Origin of the sequence: Anaerorhabdus sp., from assembly GCF_036637135.1 — a bacterium.
In the GTDB taxonomy this organism is placed as follows: domain Bacteria; phylum Bacillota_I; class Bacilli_A; order Erysipelotrichales; family Erysipelotrichaceae; genus Anaerorhabdus.
The window spans coordinates 17,746-39,332 of sequence record NZ_JAVWNC010000012.1 but is presented as its reverse complement, the minus strand read 5'-3'; the positions used below and the strand labels follow the sequence as shown (position 1 = coordinate 39,332).

Below are 21,587 nucleotides of genomic sequence, written 5' to 3'. Positions count from 1 at the left end.
CTTATCCTGATTTTCAAAGACTCGTACTTTTAAGTGATTATTTTGGATTGACTTTGGATGAACTAGTAAGAGATATTGATATTCAAGATGTTCGTGAGAAAAACATGAGTAGCGAAAAAATCGATTCAATATATAATGACTCAAATAGTTTTAAAAGTTATATCAAAATATATGTATATATTGGTATGGCTATTTTTGTTTTTCTAGCAATAATGGTTGCTTATGGATTAATTAAAGGATAGTTTATTCTTCTATCAGTATAATTTAAACGGAGGAAATTTATGTTAGGAAAAGAAGTAAGAGTAGGCGCTTGTATATTAGCAGGTGATATGGACATCATGGTTTGATTTTATCGCGATACGCTAGGTTTACATACCGATTGGGTTGGCGGTGATTTTGAGGAGTTTGAAACCGCTAGTGGTGATCTAACTTTATTCATGTACAGTAGAAAAGAATTTGTGAAATCAATTAATGAAAACGACATTCATCCTAAAGGAATCAATCAAACATTTGAGATTGCTCTTTGGTTACCTAGTTATGAAGATGTAGATATTGAATATGAGAAATTATCGAAACTAGATTTACGTTTTCCAACAGGAGAACCAATTACATATCCATTCGGTATTCGCAATTTTTATGTTGCTGATCCAGAAGGAAATCTATTAGAAATAGGCAGTAGAAAAGAAGTAAGGAATTCTCTTTAGTTAAGAACTAACCATCTAATGATGGTTTTTCTTTTGACTGTAAGTTACAATAATACAGTAGAGGTGGAAGTATGAGAATACCAAAGTATATTCATGAAAATGCGACGATAGGTGTACTTGCCCCTTCGCTTGGAATAGGTAGTGAAAAGTATCTTTATGAGTACTTAAAGAGTAAAGAAAAACTGGAAGAATTAGGATTTAAAATCATAGAGAGTAAGAATTTATTTGTAGTCGAAAAAGCGCAAAGTAATACACCTAAAAATCGTGCAAAAGAATTTATGAAGTTTTACTTAGATGAGAAAATTGATTTTGTGTGGTCGGTAAGTGGTGGAGAGCGTGAGATAGAAATACTACCTTACCTCGATTTTGAAAAATTAAGAAAAGCGAATCCAAAATGGTTTGTGGGATTTTCTGATAATACCAATTTAGTTCATACATTAACAACTAAATGCGATGTTGCATCAATATATGCGATGAATATGTTGGAGAGTTTTACTCAACAATCTGAGGAATCATCGTTTGATTTGTTAAATTTATTACTACAAGAAAAAACTGAATTTAGCCAATATGGAGATGAAGAGGTTAAAACGAATCGTAAAAATAATATGAAATTTGAAGGTCGACTTATTGGCGGTAACTTAGATATACTGATGAATTTAATTGGTACAGAATATGAGGGAGTAAAATACTTTATCAAAAAGTATCCTGATTTTATTTGGTATTTTGAACCATTTGATTATAATATATGTGGATTAAAACGATGTTTATGGCAAATGCAACAATTGGGTTATTTTGAAAAATGCAAAGGTATACTAATTGGGAAAATGAGATATTCAGAAGATATTATGGGATTGACATTAGATGATGTAATACGTGATTTGGATGTAAAGGTACCTGTTGTCTACAATGTACAAGTTGGTCATGTGGGAGATACAATGCCCTTTATGAATGGTGGATATGCTAAAATAGAAGTAAGAAATAAGAAATTTAAAATAACTTATGATTTAACATATAAGAAATAAAGAAGGTGAAGGAAATGGGGTTGTCTTTGAAGGCTTGTAAAATACCTCCTAAAAAGATAGAAATTTTGAATCAAATGAATCTTTATACATCGGATGATTTGTTGTCTTATTATCCTTTTCGTTATGAACAACTTGAACTAAAGCCATATGAAGAGTGGCAAGTAAAAGATAAAGTTGTTTTTGAGGCAAGGTGTATTACCTACCCAAAAAGCATTCGATTTAAAGGGTCGAGAACCATGACAAAGTTCCAGGTTGAAAATGAAGATGATGTATTTGACATTACACTATTTAATCGACCATGGGTGAATAAAATGGAATTAGGTCAAGTACTTACGATTATTGGGAAGTATGAAGGAAATCGCAAAATAACGGCAATTCAATATAACTTTAAACCTTTGTGTGAACAATTGGGTATACAACCTGTATATCCTTTGAAATATGGATTAACACAAAAAAATGTACAAGACATCATGAGAAGATGTTTCGAAAATAGTGTACATGACATACAAAATGATGTACCAACAAAATATCGTGAACAATATCGTTTACTCGATAAAAAAGTTGCCTATTATAAAATTCATTTTCCAGAAAACATTCAAGATGTAACATTAGCTATACGCACCTTAAAATATGAGGAATTTTTAAAGTTTCATTTAGCCATTCAACTTATTCGTAAACAAAATGAAAAAGTGGAATATAAACAAGGTAAATCATTCAACTTTGATGATGTTTTTGTGCTTGCGAACCATTTGCCATTTCCTTTGACAAAAGATCAAGTTAAAGCAGTAAATGATTTGTTGTGTGATCTTCAAAGTGATCGTGTTATGTATCGCTTGATTCAGGGAGATGTTGGATGTGGTAAAACAGTAGTTGCTGCTTTGGGTATGGTTGCGTGTTGTTATGCGGGCAAACAATGTGCTTTGCTTGCACCTACAGAAATATTAGCAAAACAACATTATTTGTCATTAAAGGATTTATTGCGTTCTACAAGTTTGAAAATTGAAGTACTTTATTCTGCGCTACCTAGTAGTAAAAAGAAGGAAATACTTGAGGATTTAAAATTAGGTAAGATTGATATTTTAGTAGGGACACACTCTTTAATTCAACCTGATGTAGAGTTTAAAGATTTGGGATTTGTTGTGGCGGATGAGCAACATCGTTTTGGTGTTGAGCAACGCAGAAAACTTCTAGATAAAGGGGACAAGGTAGATTTTCTTCTAATGAGTGCAACCCCAATACCACGAACTCTTGCAAATACTTTATATGGAGATATGGATATTACTACCATTGAAACGATGCCTGCAGGACGTAAGGAAGTAAAAACAATTTTAATTCAAGAGAATAGTTTTAGAAGCGTTTTAAAAGATATTGTTGAGTTACTAAATCAAGGTCGACAAATTTATGTTATTTGTAGTGCCATTGAAGAAAGTGAAAATTTTGTAGCACGTAATGTTCTTGAGATATATGAGAATCTTCAAAAACAATTTGAAGGTATAGCTTGTGTGGGTGTTTTGCATGGCAAGATGAGTAGTGAAGAAAAAGAAGAAGTAATGAATGAATTCAAAAAAAATCATATCCAAATCCTAGTGTCTACGACAGTTATTGAGGTAGGCATAAATGTAGTCAATGCAACATGTATGATTATTTATGATGCACACCGATTTGGATTGAGCCAGCTACATCAATTACGAGGTAGGGTGCAAAGAGGATCACACCAAGGGGTATGTTATTTATTGACGGATACAAAGGAACCTGAAAGTTTAGAACGATTGAATGTTTTAGTAAAATCAAACAATGGTTTTGAAATTTCTTTCGAAGACTTACGTTTAAGAGGACCTGGTGATATACTAGGGACAAGACAAAGTGGTTTGCCTGCCTTTTTATTGGGAAATTTGGTGGAAGACACAAAAATTATTGAAACAACGAAACATGATGTTCAAGAAATCTTGGATAACAGTACTAATAGTGAAAATGAACAACTTATAAAGAAAGTGCTTTTAATAAATGAAAATACACTTTCTACCATGGATTAGATGAGGAGATGAAATATGAATATAGCTACATGGTTAAAAAATAGAGGAATTGAAATACATAATGAACCTCTGATAATGCAAGCCTTTATGCATTCGTCTTATGTAAATGAACACCGCAGTAAAAATGACAATGAGCGTTTAGAATTTATGGGGGATGCGGTTCTTCAATTGTGGATTTCTGATAAGATATTTAGAATTGAACCACCGTTAGATGAAGGTCATATGACAACCTTACGTGCGCAACTTGTATGCGAAAAAGCTTTATCAATTTATGCGAAGGAATTAAAATTAAATGATTTCTTGTTACTAGGTTCTGGTGAAGATAAATCAGGTGGAAGACAAAGAGACTCTATTGTATCTGATATGTTTGAAGCATTCTTGGGTGCTCTATTTATGGATGGTGGAATGGATCCAATTGACAACATTCTCAATGAGGTGATAACACCAAGATTACTTGATCCAAATCAAGTAATTGTAATGGATTATAAAACCAAATTACAAGAATTTGTACAATCAGATACAAGGAAAACTGTAACTTATGAAGTAGTAAAAATGACAGGTCCAAGTAATAATCCTAAATTTGAAATTCAAGTTAAATTGGATGATATTATCTTAGGTCGTGGCATAGGAAATAGTAAGAAGAAAGCAGAGCAAATGGCTGCGAAAGATGCATTTGAAAAGATGGTGAAATAATGGAATCGAAATCATTTGGTAAAACTAGTTTCAATCAAGAAGCAATTCTTTATACAATTGAAAATGACACGATGAAAATGTCGTGTACAGATTATGGAGCAACTTTAGTTTCATTGGTTGTGAAAAAAACAGGGATTGATGTGGTTCAAGGATTCACAGATGTCAGTGGTTATGAAGACCAAGTTAAATATATGGGACAAACTATAGGTCGTGTGTGTAATCGAATTGGTAAAGGGGAGTTTGAATTAAATGGTAAGGTTTATCATGTCCCTGTAAACAATAATGGAAATTCACTTCATGGTGGATTAAATGGATTTGATACAAAAATGTGGATACCACATATTGATCAAAACTTGATTTCATTTGAATATACGAGCGTAGATCAAGAAGAAGGATACCCTGGTAACGTACGTGTAAAAGTAACATATGAGTTAATTGAAAACGGACTAAATTTCATAATAGATGCACAAAGTGATGCCGATACATTGTTAAATATTACAAATCATTCTTTCTTTAACTTAGATGGTCCAACAAGTAAAACGATATTAGATCATGAAGTGAAAATTAATGCGAGTATGTTTGCAGGCGTTGATCCTGATGGATGTACGCATGAAGATATTTATGATGTAAAAGGAACAGCATTTGATTTTACTTCGTTTAAATCAATTGGTAAAGATATAAATAATGATGAAATTCAAATCAAAAATGGTAGTGGATATGATCATCACTTTCTAGTAAATGGTGAAGGTTTTAGAGAGTTTGCGATTTGTAAAGGTAAACAGGTAGAGATGACAATAAGTTCTGATTTACCTGGATTCCATATGTATTCTAGCAATTTCTTAGAAGGTAACTATACAAATACGAAAGAAGGCGGAGAATTTTTACGTCGTAGTTCAATTTGTTTTGAAACGCAGTATTATCCAAATGCAATACAAACAAAGAATCAAGTCAAACCAATTCTTAAAAAAGATGATGTTTGGCATCATAAAACACAATTCAAATTCAATTAGGAGGAACCCATGAAAATTACTGAAATTAAACAAAATCTGATTGCTGGACAATTTGATGACCAATTAAAAATGATTAATTGTTGTGATGATATTCAAAGTGAGAAAGATCGTTATGTTACTTTATTAGACAAAGCATTAGAAAAATTTGGTGATGAAGAAGCTCATTTAATTTGTGCGCCAGGTAGAACTGAAGTTGGTGGAAACCACACGGATCATCAACAAGGAAGAGTATTAGCTGCAAGTGTCAATATGGATATCGCAACTGTCGTTGTACCATGCCTTGATTCATGTGAATATTACGCTGATGGATTTGAAGTTCAACCTGTTAGTGTTTCGGATTTAGAAATCAAAGAAAATGAAAAATTTACGTCTGAATCGCTTATTCGTGGTACATTAGCACGTTTTAAAGAATTAGGGTATAACATTGGTGGTTTTAAAGCAATTAGTCATAGTAATGTTTTACAAGGTTCAGGAATTTCATCTAGTGCTGCATTTGAAGTTTTATTGGGTACAATCTTATCTGAAATCTATAATGATGGAAAAATTGATCATGTAGAAATTGCGAAAATTGGTCAATATGCAGAGAATAATTACTTTATGAAACCATGTGGTTTATTAGACCAAATGGCATGTTCAGTTGGTGGATTTGTAACAATTGATTTTAAAGATAAACATAACCCAATTGTTGAACAAGTATTATTTGATTTTGCGCATTCTGATTATGCGTTGTGTTTAGTTGATACAAAAGGAAATCATGCGGACTTATCGGATGAATACGGATTGATGCCGAAAGAAATGAAAGATGTTGCTAAAGTATTAGGAAAAGAAGTGTTATCACAATGCACAAAAGAAGAATTCTTAAAGAATATTAAGAAGATTCGTGAACAATGTAGTGATCGTGCTTTGTTACGTGCTATTCACTTTTTCAATGAGACTGATCGTGTTGTAGAACAAGTAAAAGCACTTAAGGAAAATGATTTAGAAACATTTAAACAGCTTATTATTGAGTCAGGATATTCATCATACATGTATTTACAAAATGTATACACAACCAAAGATATTGAAAATCAAAACCTTTCATTAGCGTTAGCGGTGTCTGAACAGTTATTAAAAGGTAAAGGCGCATACCGTGTTCATGGTGGTGGACTTGCAGGAACGATTCAAGCCTTTGTACCAAAAGCAATGTTAGAAGAATACAAAAACCAAATGAATGAAATTTATGGTGATGGCTCTTGCTTTGTATTGTCAATTCGCCCAGTTGGTGGATATAAAATTATTTAATTAAGCATGTAAAAAGTTAGTTGATACTCATATGAGTACTAACTAACTTTTTTTCTTGCGATAATCACACATTCAGGGAATAAGTTTCCATAAAGTATTGAATGACTTATAACCTCAAATCCTTGCGATATAATATAGAACTTGAACTGAGAGGATGTCCATTTATGGAATGTAATAAAACCAATTCTTTCCATTAGCCAAATCTTTATTCTATTTGTTTTTGCTTCGTGTATGAAGGTAGGTGCAATTAAGATTCCATCATCTTTTAAAACACGGTTGATTTCTTTTAGTGCTTGATTAGGGTTTGGCATGATATGTAAAGCATTCGCAATGATAACAACGTCAAATTGGTGATCTGGGTAAGTTAAGTTTGTAGCATCTTGTAATTCACAATGAAGCGATGTACTCAAAGATCTTTTATTTAATTCGTCGATCATCTTTTGTGAAAAATCAGTAGCATACCATTCCTGAACATCCTCACATAAAGAAAGAGTAAGTTGCCCTGTACCGCATGCCAATTCCAATACTTTCATATCTTTCGTTAAGTAGGGGCGTATGTTGTTACACAAATCTCCATACATTTTTTTGTTTCCTTTTTCTACAAACGGAGTATACAAATGAGCAACTCTTTCCCAAAATTGTAGATTTGAATTTTCTTTTTTCATTCTTTATTCCTTTCATATTAATCTCTTTTTTGTATAAATAACCAGTTGTCTTGAGAAATACTGACTGAGTTAAAGCTTTGTAAAACATCACTTAATTCAACACCTTTTAAATGAATAGAACTGAAATAACGATCTAATAGTAACTCATCAATATTTAAAATTTTTGTTTCATTTTTGTTGGCATAATCATATGCGATATTTTTGGGTAGTAAAGATATTCCAAGGTTATTAGCGGTGGCATTTAAGAGTAAGACACCGATATCATTTTCAAGTACAGCGTGATAGGTAGTTCCTAAGGCTTGGAATGCTTGATTAATTGCTTCGCGATCTCCATTTCCTTTGGTACGAAGTAGTAGATCTTCATTCGATAAATCAAGTAAGGAGAGAGATGATTTTTTTGATAGTGGATGATCTTTGTGACATATTGCTACAATCTTATCTTTGTGATATTGTTCAACTTCTAATTTTGGTTCATCGATGTTGGTATCAACAAAAGCAAGGAATAATTTTTTGTTGAGTACCATACTTATGATATTTTCGTTGGTGTCGATGATTAGGTTAACGTGTACATTTGGATAAATCTTATTAAACTTACTAATATAGATAGGTAAAAAGTGTTTGCCAAGTGTAATCGATGCACCAACTGTGATGATTGTTTCTTCATCGCTGGATTTCATTGCAAGTTCCATTTCAGCGTATTGATCAAATAATCGCATGGCTAAGTTGAAAAGTTTGTTTCCATTATCGGTGATTTCTAGGCGTCGAGAGACACGAAAGAATAAACAGGTATTCAGTTCTCTTTCTAACTCTTTGATAGCATAAGAGACCTGTGGCTGCTTCATATTCAATTCTTTAGATGCTTGAGTGATGCTACTATACTTACAAACAAAAATAAATATCTTCAAATGATTTAAGTTCATGGGGGATCTCCTATTTATATAGATTTGTTGCTACATGTATAAAATTATTCATAGTTGCACTCAGTGCAATATCTTTACGCTTTATAAAGTAAAAATAACGTTTTAAATTTACATCGATAATATTAATAATTTGAATGTTGTCAGTATGGAGATAATCGCGTATGAGTTCTAATGGTAAAATGGTAACTCCAATTTCTTCAGCTACACCCTTGATTATAACTTTTGTACTACTGCTTTCCCAAAGCGGTAACTTATGATGCCCACGTTTCTTAAGTATCATTTCAATTAGTTCTCGTTCGACAGAGCCCTGTTCACGAAGTAACAAATCATAACTAAGAAACTCTTCAAAAGTGACTTCGGGTTTGAGGGCAAGAGGATGATTCTTGGATGTAACAGCTACAAAATGATTTGTATAGAATGGTGTAAATTCTAAATTATCACTTGGATAATCAGCATCAATAAAGGCAAAGTCAATTTCTCTTGATAATACTTTTCTTATTATAACATCAGGATTTTCAATCGTTACACGTATGGTGGATGGATTGGTAGTTTGTTTGTATGCTTTGATGTATTGAGGTAAAAAGTGTTCTGCAATTGTAATGGAAGATCCTAGGTTAAGAATTTCATTGTTATCAGACGTAAAAGTTGTTTCAATTTCATTGTATATTTTCATGATTTCCATAGCGTAATGCATAAGTTTCATGCCACTATTTGTAATTGTGAGTGATTTTGAACTTCTTAAAAATAGAGTTGTATGATATTCATCCTCTAGTTCCTTTATAGCTAGTGAAACAGCAGGTTGAGCTAAGTATAATTGAGTAGATGCTTTTGTAATGTTCTTTGTCTTACAGACTTCTAAGAAAATTCTCAAATTTCTATGATTCATATTATCTCCTTTATATAACAAAAATCTTATACTTCATATTCTATATTAGTATTATACACGAAAACATAGGTTTGTTATAATTTGCTTGGGAAAAGGGGGAAATATTTGTGACTAAACCAAATGTGATTTTCATTCTAAATGATCACCAGGCATTTTATCGTCATGGATGGGATGGTGGAGTTAAACCACTTCGTCCGAATTTCGAGAAATTTGCAAGTGAAGGTGCTGAATTTACGAATGCATATTGTGCTACACCTTTATGTGCGCCAGTAAGACGTACAATGTTAAATGGTCAATTTGCACATAAACATAAGAATTATTACAATACTTCATCTGCACCATATGATGAAGAAACGTACCTAGAAGCATTATTTAAAGAAGGGTATAAGAATTATTACTTTGGAAAGTGGCATGCAGGCGCTGATAATGCTACAACAATTGAGAATCAACATTGTGAAGGATTTAGCTGTGATGGCTATGGTAATCCATACACATCAGAAACATATAAAAAGTATTTGGAAAGATACAATCTACCAATGGCAGAACATTTCATTGAATGGCATTGTTGTTCAGACCGATTATTTGCAGAAGGACATTTCCCTAAAATAAAAGTGGGAGAAAATTACAAATGTGAATCAAGCTGGTGTGGTGAACATGCGATGGGTATTACAGTAACACCAAAAGAAACACATGAATCATTCTTTTTAGCAAATCTCGCTTGCGAAAAATTAGAAGAATTAGTTAAGAACGGTAGCGATGAGCCATTCAATATGCGTGTCGATTTTTGGGGACCACATCAACCATTCTTCCCTACAAAAGAATTTTACGATATGTATAATCCAAAAGATATTAAGGAATATGGTAACTTTAGTGATGATTTAAATAATCGTGCTGATGTACATCGTACAGAAGATAATCGATTCATTGGAGATGACAATCAAAAAATTATCCATCCTAATCCAGTGCCTTGGGAAACTTGGCAAGAAATTCTAGCTCATGCTTATGCTCATAACACGATGTTAGATGCAGCTGCAGGTAAGATTTTGGATAAAGTTAAAGAATTAGGATTAGACAAGAATACTGTTATTGTTTGGGCAACAGATCATGGTGATGCACTTGCTAGTCATGGCGGACATTTTGATAAATGTTCATATATGTCCCAAGAAGTTATGAGAATACCAATGGCAATCAAATGGCCAGGTGTTATTGATCCAAATCAAAAGTTCAATCAACTAGTGAGTAATATGGATATTCCTGTTACAATAATGGATGCGGTTGGACTTAAATTCAAACAAGAATATCATGGATCAAGCTTATTGCCTTTAGTTAAACATGAAACTAAAGAATGGCGTGATGACTTGATGTGTGAAACTGCTGGTCATGGATATGTAGAACGTATCAATGGTCGTATGATGGTTCATGATAACTACAAACTGGTTAAGTTTGAGAATCAAATTGATGAATTGTATGATTTAGACAAAGATCCATTTGAGTTGAATAACTTGGCACAGGATGAAAATTATAAAGATATTAAGCATGATTTGTTGAAACGCTTACGCACTTGGCAAGCTAAGACAAATGATGCTGATATGATTTGTTAAGAAAGGGGAAAAGGAATGAAGAAAATTTTAACAATCTTATTATCTGCGTTACTTGTAACATCACTCGCTGCATGTTCAACTGACGCTCCAAAAGAAGGAGGGCAAACAACTGACGGCGAAAAGAAATATGTCGTTGGGTTTGTAACTGACACGGGAGGTTTAGGGGATCAAGGGTATAACGATGCTGTTTACTCTGGTCTAACAAAAGCATCAGAAGAATTAGGTTTTGAAGTAAAAATGGTTGAATCAAAAGAAATTGGAGACTACGCAAACAATTTACGTGCCGTATTTAATGATGGTGCTGATGTAGCAATTTGTGCAGGTGCATCATTCGCAGATGCAGTTATTCAAGTAGCTGCAGAATATCCAGATAAAACAATCTTAGCATTTGATGCAGAGGTTGATGGGGTAGAAAATGTTGTATCTTCAATGTTTAAAGAAGAAGAAGCTGCATTTGTTCTTGGAGCATTTGCTGGTTTAGTTACAAAAACTGGAACAGTAGGTTATATCGCTGGTGTTGAATCACCACTACAAGAACGTGCAAAAAATGGATTCGAAGCTGGATTTATGACAACTAACCCTACAGGTAAAGTTATCGGTATTTATGCTGGTACATACAATGATGTAGGAAAAGGAAAAGAAATTGCAAATACATTATTTACTCAAGGCGCAGATTATGTAGCATCATTCGCAGGTGCATGTAACTTAGGCGTATTCCAAGCTGCAACAGATGCTGGTGAAGGTAAATATGCTTTAGGAGCTGCTTTAGGACAATTTGATAAGAACCCTGAAAAGATTATTGCATCTCAAGTTAAGACTGTTGATTTAACTGTTTATAACGCATTAAATGAGTTTATTGGTGGAACATCTTCTGCAGGTATCACAACACGTGGTATTAAAGAAGGTGGAGTTGATATCTTATTCAACCCTAATGCTGATTTAGTAAAGACGGTTGCAAGTGATGAAATCCTTCAACAAGTTGACGCTATTAGAACTCAAGTTATGAATGGAGAAATTCAAATTCCATTAACTAAAGAAGATTTAGCAAGCTTTGGAAAATAAACTTAGTTGTGGGGAAACTCACAACTTTTTAGAAAGGAGAATCAATGTCATACGCAATAGAAACAGTAAACGTTTGCAAGTATTTTGGAGCTCTTAAAGCAAATGATGATATTAGTATTGGTGTTGAAAAAGGAACTGTCCATGCAATTTGTGGTGAAAATGGTGCAGGTAAATCAACATTGATGAATGTCCTTTATGGATTGTATCAGCCAACTGCTGGTGTAATTAAAATAAATGAAGAAGTAGTTCATTTGAAAAATCCAAAAGATGCAATTGAACGTGGTATTGGAATGGTACATCAGCATTTCATGCTCATTCAAAATTTAACAATCGCTGAAAATATCGTCCTTGGACAAGAAACAGGAACTAAACTTTTCCTTGATCGTAAGAAAGCGATTAAAGAAGTAGAAGAACTTTGCGAAAAATACAATCTACATGTAGATCCAAAAGCAAGAGTTGATGAAATTACTGTAGGAATGCAACAACGTGTTGAGATTTTAAAAGCCTTGTATCGAGGTGTAGATCTTTTAATTCTTGATGAACCAACTGCAGTACTTGCGCCACAAGAAATTGAAGAACTTTTTGATAACATTCGTTTGCTTGTATCAAAAGGAAAAACAGTTATTATCATTACACATAAATTAAATGAAGTATTGGAAATTAGTAATCGTATTTCTGTATTACGTTTAGGAAAACTAATAGGTACTGTGAATACAAATGAAGTAGATGAATCGAAACTAACTCAGATGATGGTAGGTCGTGATGTTGTTTTGGGAGGAAGAGCTCGTAGTAAAACGATGAAGAAAGATGAAGTCTTACTGGTTGAGAATTTATCTGCTACCAAAGGACCACATAAGGTATTAGATGGCATTAACATCGATGTGAAATCTGGTGAAATCGTAGGTATCGCAGGTATTGATGGAAACGGGCAATCGGAACTAATTGAAATCATCAGTGGTTTATTTAAACACTATTCAGGAGAAGTACTTGTAAATGGTGAAAATATTAAGAAGAAAAGCGTTCGAGATATTCGCTCGCATGGTTTAGGATATATTCCAGAAGATCGTCATCGTGATGGACTAGTTTTAGATTATACTGTTGCTGAAAATATGATTCTCGGTCAACACTATCATGCGCCATTTGCGAAAAACTATTTCTTAAATTTTAATGAAATTTCAACATTCGCAGATAAAAATATTAAAGACTTTGATATACGTACAATGTCAAGAGAAAGTCTTGCATCAACGTTATCTGGAGGTAATCAACAAAAGATTATTCTTGCTAGAGAAACATGCAATAAACCAAAATTTATTCTTGCATCACAACCAACACGTGGACTAGATGTTGGAGCAATTGAATTTGTTCATAATACATTAGTAGAAGCGAGAAATAATGAACAAGGTATTTTGTTAATCTCATTTGAACTTGATGAAATTTTAGCGTTATGTGATCGTATCTACGTATTCCATATGGGTAAAGTAGTTGGAACACTAACTAAAGATGAATTTGATATTGAAGAGATTGGTAAAATGATGTTGGGATTAAAGGGGGTAGGCGTCAATGGATAAAATAAAAAAATCATTGAGTGAACTTAAAATGCCTTTAATTGCGATAGCCTTTGCGTTTATCTTTGGTAGCTTGTTGATTCTGGCTACAGGTAAAAGTCCTATTGAAGCATACTCAGCATTATTTAGAGGTGCTTTTGGATCACCTGCCGCAATATCTCAAACTTTAAATAAAGCAACACCACTTATCTTTACAGGATTATCAGTATCTATTGCGTATCAATGTAAATCATTAAACATTGGGGGCGAGGGACAATTGGTATTTGGGGCATTTGGAGCTTCACTTGTCGGTGTTACGCTTAAGGGATTACCAATGCTTGTTCATTTACCACTAGCTATCTTAGCTGGATTTATCTTTGGTGGTTTATGGGCAGTTATTCCAGGTATTTTAAAAATTAAAAAAGATGTAAATACGGTTATCAGTACCATCATGATGAACTATGTTGCTTTCTCAGTTGTTTCATTTTTAATTAACACTTATTTCAAAGCAGACAAAAGTGATTTCGTGGCAATGAATTGGGTGGAGGCAACTGCTAGAATTCCATTTATTCAAACAGGAGGATTGCGTATTTGCATTAGTATTGTCTTTGCAATCATTGCAGCAATCATATTAAAAATATTGCTTCAAAAAACTGTTCTTGGTTATGAAATAAAAGCAGTTGGTGGAAATCAAAATGCTTCAAATTCTAATGGAATTAGTTCAAAAAAGAATATCCTAATTTCATTAATCATATCAGGCGGACTTGCAGGACTTGCAGGAGCAATGGATGTTCTGGGTAATTCAGGTAAATTATATGATGGATATAATCCAGGATATGGATTCGATGGTATTCCAATTGCATTACTTGCAAAAGGAAATCCAATAGGTGTTATTCTAACCGCTTTATTATTCAGTGTATTAAGAACGGGTGCTGTAACTATGCAAACGTCAGTCGGTGTTTCAAGAACAATCGTTGATGCAATGCAAGGTGTTATTATTCTATTTATTGCAGCTGAGTATATCTTTACAATCTATAAAAAAGCAAAACTAAATCGTATAAAAGTAAATGAAGAAAAGAAATTGGAGGGCGCACAATGATCTCTATTGAAGCGATTGTCCTAATGACAATTTCAACAGCTGTACCTCTTATCTTTGCAAGTCTTGGTGGTGTTCTATCAGAACGAGCAGGGGTTACAAACATTGGTATTGAAGGTATGATTCTCTTTGGTGCTTTCTGTGGTATGGCTGTATCATTCTTTACAAATAATCCAATTTTAGGTGTTCTTGCAGCGGCAATTGGAGGAGGATTACTTGCATTGATTCATGCATTTATTTCTATTTCATGCGGTGGACCTCAAGCAGTAAGTGCTACTGGTATTACGTTATTCTCTGCAGGGATTACATCATTTGGATTACGTTTAATTTTCAATCGTGCTGGAAACTCTGATCCGGTTGCTTATTTACCTACTACTGAAATCTTTAGAGATATTCCAGTCATAGGAAAGTATATGGCTAACTTCTCACCATTACTTTATCTTGCAATTATTGTGAGTGTTGGTATTTGGTATTTATTTAGACATACGCCTTTAGGCTTACGTATTCATACTGTAGGTGAAAATCCAAAAGTTGCAGAAACATTGGGTATTAATGTATGGCGTATTCGTTACTGGTGCGTTATTGTAAGTGGGATGCTTGCAGGATTAGGTGGTGCTTATTTATCACTTGGTCAAATGAATATTTTCCAAGAAAATATGTCTGCAGGACGTGGTTATTTAGCACTTGCGGCCGTTATCTTAGGTCGATGGAAACCATTAGGAGCAATTAGTGCTTGTTTGTTCTTTAGTGTATTTGATGCAATTCAATTACAACTTCAAGCAACCAATGTAACTGGTTTATCGCCGACAATATTATCGGCAATTCCGTATGTAGTTTGTTTACTAGTACTCGCTTTCTCATTTGGTAAATCAAAAGCTCCAGCAGCTAATGGTAAACCATATTTGAAGAAAAATAATTAATGAAAAGGACATTTCACGAATTGTGAAATGTCCTTTTAAATCCAACTTGTCGATGATTTAGGTCGACTACATGATTGTCTTATGATAAGTTCACATGGAACCATGGACATCATGGGGTAAATCTTCTTTTGTTTTAGAAACATGGATAAGAATTGTGCGCTGAATTCTCCCATTTTTTCTGATGGAACATTGATCGTGGTGAGTGGGGGATTTGCATAAGCCGATGTTGGATCATTATTGAACCCAATAATTGAAATATCATCAGGCACACTTAGTCCAGCTTCACTTATTGCACTTAATGCACCAAATGCAATGGGGTCATTTGCACAAAAAACAGCAGTTGGTAATTTCGGTAAGGATAAAATTGATTTCATCATTTCATATCCAGACTGTGATGTGAACTGTTCTTCACGTACATATTTTAAATATTCAATATTATATGTTGAACAATAACGTTCGAAGAAAATTTTTCTTTGATCTTTGTATTTTAAACCATCGGTAGTAAATTCAATACCACCCAAGAAACCTATACGACGATGACCCAAAGAAATTAAATATTCAATGGCATCTTTTAGAGCATTTTGAACATCCATGATAATCGTATTGACATAGATTTTTTCCATAAACATATCAATGAAGATAATTTTATCAGTGATTTTGCGGAACTCAGCAATTTCTGTTTTACTGAACTTACCAATACAAATTAATCCATCAAGACCTTCTAATTTAGTGAAATAATCATCATCATCCTTAAACGAACGAATAATTTCGATGTTGTTATTATGTAAAGTTGATTCAACACCTACACGAATTGAATGGTAAAAAGGATCATTTAGTTCTTTTTCATTTGTATACCACTGAACAATACCAACACGGTTTCGTGAATAATTGTTTTTCATCTTAATTTCTTTTTTGCAATAGCCCATTTTTTCGACTGTTTCGAAAACTCTTTTCTTTGTATCCTCAGGTACATTAAGAGAAGGGTCGTAATTGAGAACTCTTGAAACTGTAGATATAGACACGTTTGCGGCTTTTGCGACGTCCCGAATTGTAACCATTATGAAAACCTCCCTGATGTAGACAATTTATATCAAATAAAAACAAAAGTCAAATCGTTTAGTAAAAGCGATGGTATTTTGATTTTACTGAATTGCTCTATGTATGCACAAAATGGTGACTTTTGAAAAATATAACCAAATATAACCACTTAGTTTTACTAAACATCACATTGTTCACACAAAAAAAATGAATGTGTGTTGACTATGCGCTTTGAAATGATTTATCATGTAAGCGTATACAATAACTAAAGTATACGGGAGGAAAAAATGAAAAAGAAATTATTAGCTTTATTAGCTGCTGGAGCTATGCTACTAGGTTTAGTAGGATGTTCTAGCACACCAGCAACTCCAAGCGCAACACCTGCTGAAGGCGGAGACGCTGCTGCTACAGGAGAAACTGTAAAGATTGGTGTATCAATTTACAAATTTGATGACAACTTCATGACTCTTTACCGTAACGAAATTCAAAATTATGTAGATGAATTAAACAAAACTAGTGATGTTAAGTATGAAGTTACTATCCAAGATGGAAAAGGTGACCAAGCTGAACAAACTAACCAAATCGACAACTTCATTACTCAAGATTTCGATGTACTTATCATTAACTTAGTACAATCTACATCTGCAGCAACAGTTATCGAAAAATGTAAAGAAGCTAACAAACCTTGTATCTTTATCAACCGCGAACCAAGTGCTGAAGATATGACAATGTATGAAAATGCTGATGGAACAGCTGCTGATCCATATGCAACAATGTACACATACGTTGGAGCTGATGCTCGTCAATCAGGAAAATTCCAAGGACAATTAATTGCTGATCTTGAAAACAAAGGCGACCTTAATGGCGACGGCGTTCTTCAATATGTAATGGTTGTTGGAGATCCTGAAAACGTTGATGCTCAATACCGTACTCAATTCTCTATCGAAGAATTCCAAACTGCTTCTGGTTTAAAAGTTGAAAAACTTGATGAACAACGTGGTGACTGGGACCAAGCAAAAGGTCAAGAAATCGTTGCTAATGCTTTAACAAAATACGGCGACAAAGTTGAAGTTGTATTCTGTAACAATGATGCTATGGCTTTAGGTGCTGCTCAAGCTATCGAAGCTGCTGGACGTAAAGTTGGAGAAGACATTTACTTAGTAGGTGTTGATGCTCTTGCTGAAGCTGTTGAACTTGTATCAACAGGTGGAATGACTGGTACAGTATTAAATGACCATATCGGACAATCTCACTCAGCTGTTGACGCTGCTATTAAAGCTACTAAAGGTGAAGAACTTGACTCATACTACTGGGTAGACTATGTTAAAGTTACTCCTGAAAATGCTGCTGAATTCAAATAATTAGATAATTAACAGAGTATTAAATTTAAATTACGTGTGCCTTTGCGCACACGTAATTTTTCAAGAAATAACCTACTAGGGAGGAATATATATGAGTGATTATATTTTAGAAATGAAAAATATAAGTAAAAGCTTCCCAGGTGTTAAAGCTTTAGATAATGTATCTCTAAATATTAGACCAGGAACAGTTCACGCATTGATGGGTGAAAATGGAGCTGGGAAATCAACATTAATGAAATGCTTATTCGGTATCTATAATAAAGATAGTGGAGAAGTATATTTCAATGGTGAAAAAGTAGATATTAAGAATACACATGAAGCTTTAGGACGTGGTATTGCGATGGTGCAACAAGAACAACAACCTATCCTTGATCGAAGTATTGCAGAGAATATTTTCTGTGGTCGTTTTCCAACTAAAAACTTTGGACCAATTAAAATTGTCGATCATGCGAAAATGTATGCTGATACAGAAGCACTATTAAAAGAAGTAAATATGAACTTTAATCCTAAGATGAAACTTTCTGAATTGTCAGTTTCAAATATGCAATCAGTTGAAATTGCTAAAGCAGTTTCAGTTAATGCTAAAGTTGTTATCATGGATGAACCTACATCTTCATTAACTGAAAATGAGGTAGAAGGATTATTCGATATCATTAATCGTTTAAGATCGAATGGTGTATCGATTATTTATATTTCTCATAAAATGGAAGAAATCTTAAAGATTTCGGATGAAGTTACAATCATGCGTGATGGAACGTATGTTGGTACATGGCCTTCAAAAGAATTAACTACGGATCTTATTATTAAAAGAATGGTTGGACGTGAACTTACTAACAGATTTCCACCTCGTGAAAATATACCAGGGGAAGTAGTTCTTAAAGTTGAAAATTATACATCAATTAGTCCGAAATCATTTAAGGATGTATCCTTTGAGTTAAAAAGAGGAGAAATTCTTGGTATTGGTGGATTAGTTGGAGCTCAACGTACAGAGTTGATGGAAGCTATATTTGGTGTTCGTCATACAATGAATGGTTCAATTACTTATAAAGGTGAACCACTAAAAATTAAGAGACCTCGCGATGCAATTAAAAAAGGTATTGCATTGCTTACAGAAGATCGTCGTGCTACTGGTATCTTTGGTGTATTATCAATATCAGATAACGTAGGTATTGCTTCACTTGATAAATATCTTGATTTGGGATTTGTATTAAATAATCGTAAACTAGATGTATTGGTAAATGAAAATATACGTAAGATGAGTATTAAAACTCCATCTACTAAAACACAAATTCAATCATTATCAGGGGGGAACCAACAAAAAGTTATCATTGGTCGTTGGCTTGCAAATGATCCAGATATTCTAATTCTAGATGAACCAACACGTGGTATTGACGTTGGTGCTAAGTACGAAATTTATACAATTATTGCTGAACTAGCTAAACAAGGTAAATCAATCATCATGATTTCATCAGAAATGCCTGAATTATTAGGTATGAGTGATCGTGTCATGGTTATGTGTGAAGGTAGAGTTACTGGTATATTAGATGGTGCTGAAGCAACGCAAGAAAAAGTAATGTCTCTTGCAACGAAATATATGTAAGGAAATAGAGGAAAATATATGGACGCAAAAAAAATAAAAAATTATTTAAGTAATAATGCGATTGTAATTTTGTTATTTGCTTTAGTACTCTTCGTTGGGTTCACTCAAAAAGGGTTCTTCTCATGGGATAACTTCAATAATATCGCATCAAATACTGCTCCTCGTTTTATTATCGCACTTGGAGTAAGTGGATGTTTGATTACTAAAGGTACTGACTTATCTGCTGGACGTTTAGTAGGTCTTGGAGGGGTATTAGCTTGTACGTTATTACAACGTGCTGATTATACAGCTAAGTTTTTCGAAAATTTACCACAATTAAATATCTTCTTTGTATTCGCAATTGTTGTATTCGCTACTGGTTTATTTGGGTTAATTAATGGATTAGTAGTTTCTTACTTAAATGTTCCACCATTCCTAGCTACATTAGGTATGCAAACAATAGTTTATGGAATCAACTTAGTTTATTCAGGAGCTGACCCAGTTGGTGGTCTTAGAAAAGATTATACTTCAATCGCTTCTGGTAGTTTATTCGATATTGGAGCCTTTAAACTAAAGTGGTTATTAATTATCGCTATCGTTATGGGAGTTGTATTCTGGTTCCTTTACAATAAAACTCGTCATGGTAAATACATGTACGCAATCGGTGGTAATGAAAATGCAGCTGAAGTATCAGGTGTTAATACAACTGCTACAAAGATTCGTATTTATACATTAGCTGGTGTTATGTATGGTTTCGCAGGTTTCTTATTAGCTGCTAAATCAGGAGGAGCTTCAGTTAACTTAGGATTAGGTTATGAACTAGAAGCAATCGCAGCTTGTACTATTGGTGGTGTATCTACTACCGGAGGTATCGGTAAGGTTCAAGGTATCTTATTGGGGGTACTCGTATTTGAATTAATGAAGACATCATTACAATTCTTAGGTGTTGATACTTCATACCAATTTATTGCTCAAGGTCTAGTTATTATCGTTGCAGTTGCACTTGATATTCGTAAGTATACTGCTAAGAAATAATTTAATGTTTGTAATGAAGATGCCACTTTATGTGGTATCTTTTATTATTGTTCTATGATTGTTAATGCAATTCTATTAGTCCTAAATTGAAAAAAACTAGGCACCTCAATTGAAATTATTTGCAAATGGGTAAATAATTAATTTAATGGAGGATTCTATATGAAATATCAAGATGTTATACCTGAACAGGCACAAAGTACGATTTTATGTACTGTAAATTTTAGAAAAGATGTAGATACGGAAGTAGTATTAGAAGCATTTAAGGGTTTTTGTGAACGACTTCATCCAACAATGAATAGTATGAAGATTCGTTTTCCCTATGACAATTTTAAATTCGCAATGGGAATAGGAGCTGAAGCTTGGCAAAGACTTTTTCCAAATACGAAAAGGCCCAAAGAATTAGAAAGATTTAATGAAATTAATGGACAAACGAAGAAAGCGGTAAGTACAGAGGGTGATTTATTTTTTCATATTCGTGCTGAAAAAATGGATGTGTGTTATGAAATGATGTTGATCATTCATAAATTATTAAAAGATGTTATTGAATCAGTTGATGAAACACATGGTTTTAGGTTTCGTGATGGACGCGCTATTTTTGGATTTGTAGATGGAACAGAAAATCCAGATATGGAAGAGGTACAAGATGTTGTTTATATAGATGATGAGAATGACCCATATATAGGTGGTACATATGTACTTGCACAAAAGTATATATTCGATTTGGATTTGTGGGATTCATTAACAGTTGAGAAACAAGAACTTGTTGTAGGACGTACAAAAGAAAATGATTTAGAATTAGCAGATGATGTTAAACCGAGTAATGCGCATACTGAAATATCAAAAGCTCATGATAAAATGGGTGAGGAAATTAAAATCATGCGTGCAAACATTGCGTTTGCAGAAGCATCTAAGAATCTCTTTGGAAGTTATTTCTTAGGGTACTCTAAGGATTTTTCAACTACACTTCAAATGCTACAACATATGTTTGAAGGTAAAGAAAAAGATACTCATGATAGTATCTTAGATTACTTTAATCCAATTACGGGTAATTTGTTCTTTGTACCAAGTTATGAACAATTGGATATGATTGCAAATGATGAAATAAAATAATAAATATTTAAACATGACGCTCCTTGT

At 33.5% G+C, this 21,587-nt stretch carries 19 protein-coding genes and 1 pseudogene; 16 read left to right on the top strand and 4 right to left on the bottom strand.

From position 1 onward, the window contains the following. From RR643_RS03705 to RR643_RS03675, 7 genes and pseudogenes are all read left to right on the top strand, one after another. Positions 1-242: hypothetical protein (locus RR643_RS03705; RefSeq protein ID WP_442878356.1), on the top strand; the 242-nt coding region annotated here is incomplete at its 5' end. 117 nt (positions 243-359) lie between these two features. Beyond that, positions 360-704, top strand: a pseudogene (locus tag RR643_RS03700) (VOC family protein); the annotation flags it as partial. Between the two features lie 71 nt (positions 705-775). Beyond that, positions 776-1,726, top strand: coding sequence for a S66 family peptidase (locus RR643_RS03695; protein WP_332482362.1), 951 nt, complete (start codon positions 776-778; stop codon positions 1,724-1,726). A gap of 26 nt (positions 1,727-1,752) precedes the next feature. After that, positions 1,753-3,759, top strand: a complete 2,007-nt coding sequence (gene recG / locus RR643_RS03690; RefSeq protein WP_332482361.1) for an ATP-dependent DNA helicase RecG — start codon at positions 1,753-1,755, stop codon at positions 3,757-3,759. Positions 3,760-3,774: 15 nt separating this feature from the next. Next, positions 3,775-4,452 (top strand): ribonuclease III, encoded by a 678-nt coding sequence (gene rnc, locus RR643_RS03685; protein WP_332469156.1) that lies wholly within the window; start codon positions 3,775-3,777, stop codon positions 4,450-4,452. Beyond that, positions 4,452-5,462, top strand: a complete 1,011-nt coding sequence (locus RR643_RS03680) for an aldose epimerase family protein (RefSeq protein ID WP_332482360.1) — start codon at positions 4,452-4,454, stop codon at positions 5,460-5,462. The genes rnc and RR643_RS03680 overlap by 1 nt, the downstream gene beginning before the upstream one ends. Before the next feature lie 9 nt (positions 5,463-5,471). Then, positions 5,472-6,743 (top strand): galactokinase, encoded by a 1,272-nt coding sequence (locus tag RR643_RS03675; RefSeq protein WP_332469158.1) that lies wholly within the window; start codon positions 5,472-5,474, stop codon positions 6,741-6,743. 38 nt (positions 6,744-6,781) lie between these two features. Here RR643_RS03675 and RR643_RS03670 read toward each other — a convergent pair whose 3' ends face one another. The 3 genes from RR643_RS03670 to RR643_RS03660 are packed head-to-tail and all read right to left on the bottom strand — an operon-like array spanning position 6,782 to position 9,214. Then, a complete protein-coding gene (locus RR643_RS03670; protein ID WP_332469159.1) occupies positions 6,782-7,408 on the bottom strand; it encodes a class I SAM-dependent methyltransferase in 627 nt (208 codons plus the stop codon). Between the two features lie 17 nt (positions 7,409-7,425). After that, positions 7,426-8,328, bottom strand: coding sequence for a LysR family transcriptional regulator (locus tag RR643_RS03665; protein WP_332482359.1), 903 nt, complete (start codon positions 8,326-8,328; stop codon positions 7,426-7,428). 10 nt (positions 8,329-8,338) lie between these two features. Further along, on the bottom strand, positions 8,339-9,214 hold the full coding sequence (locus tag RR643_RS03660) for a LysR family transcriptional regulator (RefSeq protein WP_332482358.1): 876 nt from the start codon (positions 9,212-9,214) through the stop codon (positions 8,339-8,341). A 107-nt stretch (positions 9,215-9,321) separates the two neighbouring features. Here RR643_RS03660 and RR643_RS03655 point away from each other — a divergent pair, with 107 nt between their 5' ends. The 5 genes from RR643_RS03655 to RR643_RS03635 are packed head-to-tail and all read left to right on the top strand — an operon-like array spanning position 9,322 to position 15,437. Beyond that, positions 9,322-10,815, top strand: a complete 1,494-nt coding sequence (locus RR643_RS03655) for a sulfatase-like hydrolase/transferase (protein WP_332472390.1) — start codon at positions 9,322-9,324, stop codon at positions 10,813-10,815. 15 nt (positions 10,816-10,830) lie between these two features. After that, positions 10,831-11,877, top strand: a complete 1,047-nt coding sequence (locus RR643_RS03650; protein ID WP_332482357.1) for a BMP family lipoprotein — start codon at positions 10,831-10,833, stop codon at positions 11,875-11,877. A gap of 44 nt (positions 11,878-11,921) precedes the next feature. Next, the gene (locus RR643_RS03645) at positions 11,922-13,445 is read left to right on the top strand and encodes an ABC transporter ATP-binding protein (RefSeq protein ID WP_332469164.1); all 1,524 of its coding nucleotides are present in this window, start codon (positions 11,922-11,924) and stop codon (positions 13,443-13,445) included. Beyond that, entirely contained in the window at positions 13,438-14,520 is a 1,083-nt protein-coding gene (locus RR643_RS03640; protein ID WP_332469165.1) for an ABC transporter permease, read from the top strand. Before RR643_RS03645 ends, RR643_RS03640 begins: the two co-directional genes overlap by 8 nt. Next, positions 14,517-15,437, top strand: a complete 921-nt coding sequence (locus RR643_RS03635) for an ABC transporter permease (RefSeq protein ID WP_332469166.1) — start codon at positions 14,517-14,519, stop codon at positions 15,435-15,437. The genes RR643_RS03640 and RR643_RS03635 overlap by 4 nt, the downstream gene beginning before the upstream one ends. A gap of 35 nt (positions 15,438-15,472) precedes the next feature. On the opposite strand, the gene RR643_RS03630 is transcribed toward RR643_RS03635, so the two are convergent. Beyond that, a complete protein-coding gene (locus tag RR643_RS03630) occupies positions 15,473-16,495 on the bottom strand; it encodes a LacI family DNA-binding transcriptional regulator (RefSeq protein WP_332469167.1) in 1,023 nt (340 codons plus the stop codon). A gap of 267 nt (positions 16,496-16,762) precedes the next feature. Here RR643_RS03630 and RR643_RS03625 point away from each other — a divergent pair, with 267 nt between their 5' ends. The 4 genes from RR643_RS03625 (at position 16,763) to RR643_RS03610 (ending at position 21,560) form a co-directional block, all read left to right on the top strand. Beyond that, entirely contained in the window at positions 16,763-17,836 is a 1,074-nt protein-coding gene (locus RR643_RS03625) for a galactose ABC transporter substrate-binding protein (protein ID WP_332472391.1), read from the top strand. Positions 17,837-17,927: 91 nt separating this feature from the next. Next, entirely contained in the window at positions 17,928-19,436 is a 1,509-nt protein-coding gene (locus RR643_RS03620) for a sugar ABC transporter ATP-binding protein (protein WP_332472392.1), read from the top strand. A gap of 18 nt (positions 19,437-19,454) precedes the next feature. Then, positions 19,455-20,450 (top strand): galactose/methyl galactoside ABC transporter permease MglC, encoded by a 996-nt coding sequence (locus RR643_RS03615; RefSeq protein ID WP_332469170.1) that lies wholly within the window; start codon positions 19,455-19,457, stop codon positions 20,448-20,450. Positions 20,451-20,609: 159 nt separating this feature from the next. Next, positions 20,610-21,560 (top strand): Dyp-type peroxidase, encoded by a 951-nt coding sequence (locus RR643_RS03610; RefSeq protein WP_332482356.1) that lies wholly within the window; start codon positions 20,610-20,612, stop codon positions 21,558-21,560. Positions 21,561-21,587: the final 27 nt, after the last annotated feature.

Excerpts from the sequence above, each read along its gene's own strand:
- RR643_RS03645 (WP_332469164.1), top strand. The coding sequence starts at position 11,922 with ATGTCATACGCAATAGAAACAGTAAACGTTTGCAAGTATTTTGGAGCT.
- RR643_RS03615 (WP_332469170.1), top strand. The coding sequence starts at position 19,455 with ATGGACGCAAAAAAAATAAAAAATTATTTAAGTAATAATGCGATTGTA.
- RR643_RS03660 (WP_332482358.1), bottom strand. The coding sequence starts at position 9,214 with ATGAATCATAGAAATTTGAGAATTTTCTTAGAAGTCTGTAAGACAAAG.
- RR643_RS03680 (WP_332482360.1), top strand. The coding sequence starts at position 4,452 with ATGGAATCGAAATCATTTGGTAAAACTAGTTTCAATCAAGAAGCAATT.
- RR643_RS03665 (WP_332482359.1), bottom strand. The coding sequence starts at position 8,328 with ATGAACTTAAATCATTTGAAGATATTTATTTTTGTTTGTAAGTATAGT.
- RR643_RS03635 (WP_332469166.1), top strand. The coding sequence starts at position 14,517 with ATGATCTCTATTGAAGCGATTGTCCTAATGACAATTTCAACAGCTGTA.
- RR643_RS03630 (WP_332469167.1), bottom strand. The coding sequence starts at position 16,495 with ATGGTTACAATTCGGGACGTCGCAAAAGCCGCAAACGTGTCTATATCT.
- RR643_RS03650 (WP_332482357.1), top strand. The coding sequence starts at position 10,831 with ATGAAGAAAATTTTAACAATCTTATTATCTGCGTTACTTGTAACATCA.
- RR643_RS03695 (WP_332482362.1), top strand. The coding sequence starts at position 776 with ATGAGAATACCAAAGTATATTCATGAAAATGCGACGATAGGTGTACTT.
- RR643_RS03670 (WP_332469159.1), bottom strand. The coding sequence starts at position 7,408 with ATGAAAAAAGAAAATTCAAATCTACAATTTTGGGAAAGAGTTGCTCAT.
- RR643_RS03675 (WP_332469158.1), top strand. The coding sequence starts at position 5,472 with ATGAAAATTACTGAAATTAAACAAAATCTGATTGCTGGACAATTTGAT.
- RR643_RS03625 (WP_332472391.1), top strand. The coding sequence starts at position 16,763 with ATGAAAAAGAAATTATTAGCTTTATTAGCTGCTGGAGCTATGCTACTA.
- rnc (WP_332469156.1), top strand. The coding sequence starts at position 3,775 with ATGAATATAGCTACATGGTTAAAAAATAGAGGAATTGAAATACATAAT.
- RR643_RS03640 (WP_332469165.1), top strand. The coding sequence starts at position 13,438 with ATGGATAAAATAAAAAAATCATTGAGTGAACTTAAAATGCCTTTAATT.
- RR643_RS03620 (WP_332472392.1), top strand. The coding sequence starts at position 17,928 with ATGAGTGATTATATTTTAGAAATGAAAAATATAAGTAAAAGCTTCCCA.
- RR643_RS03610 (WP_332482356.1), top strand. The coding sequence starts at position 20,610 with ATGAAATATCAAGATGTTATACCTGAACAGGCACAAAGTACGATTTTA.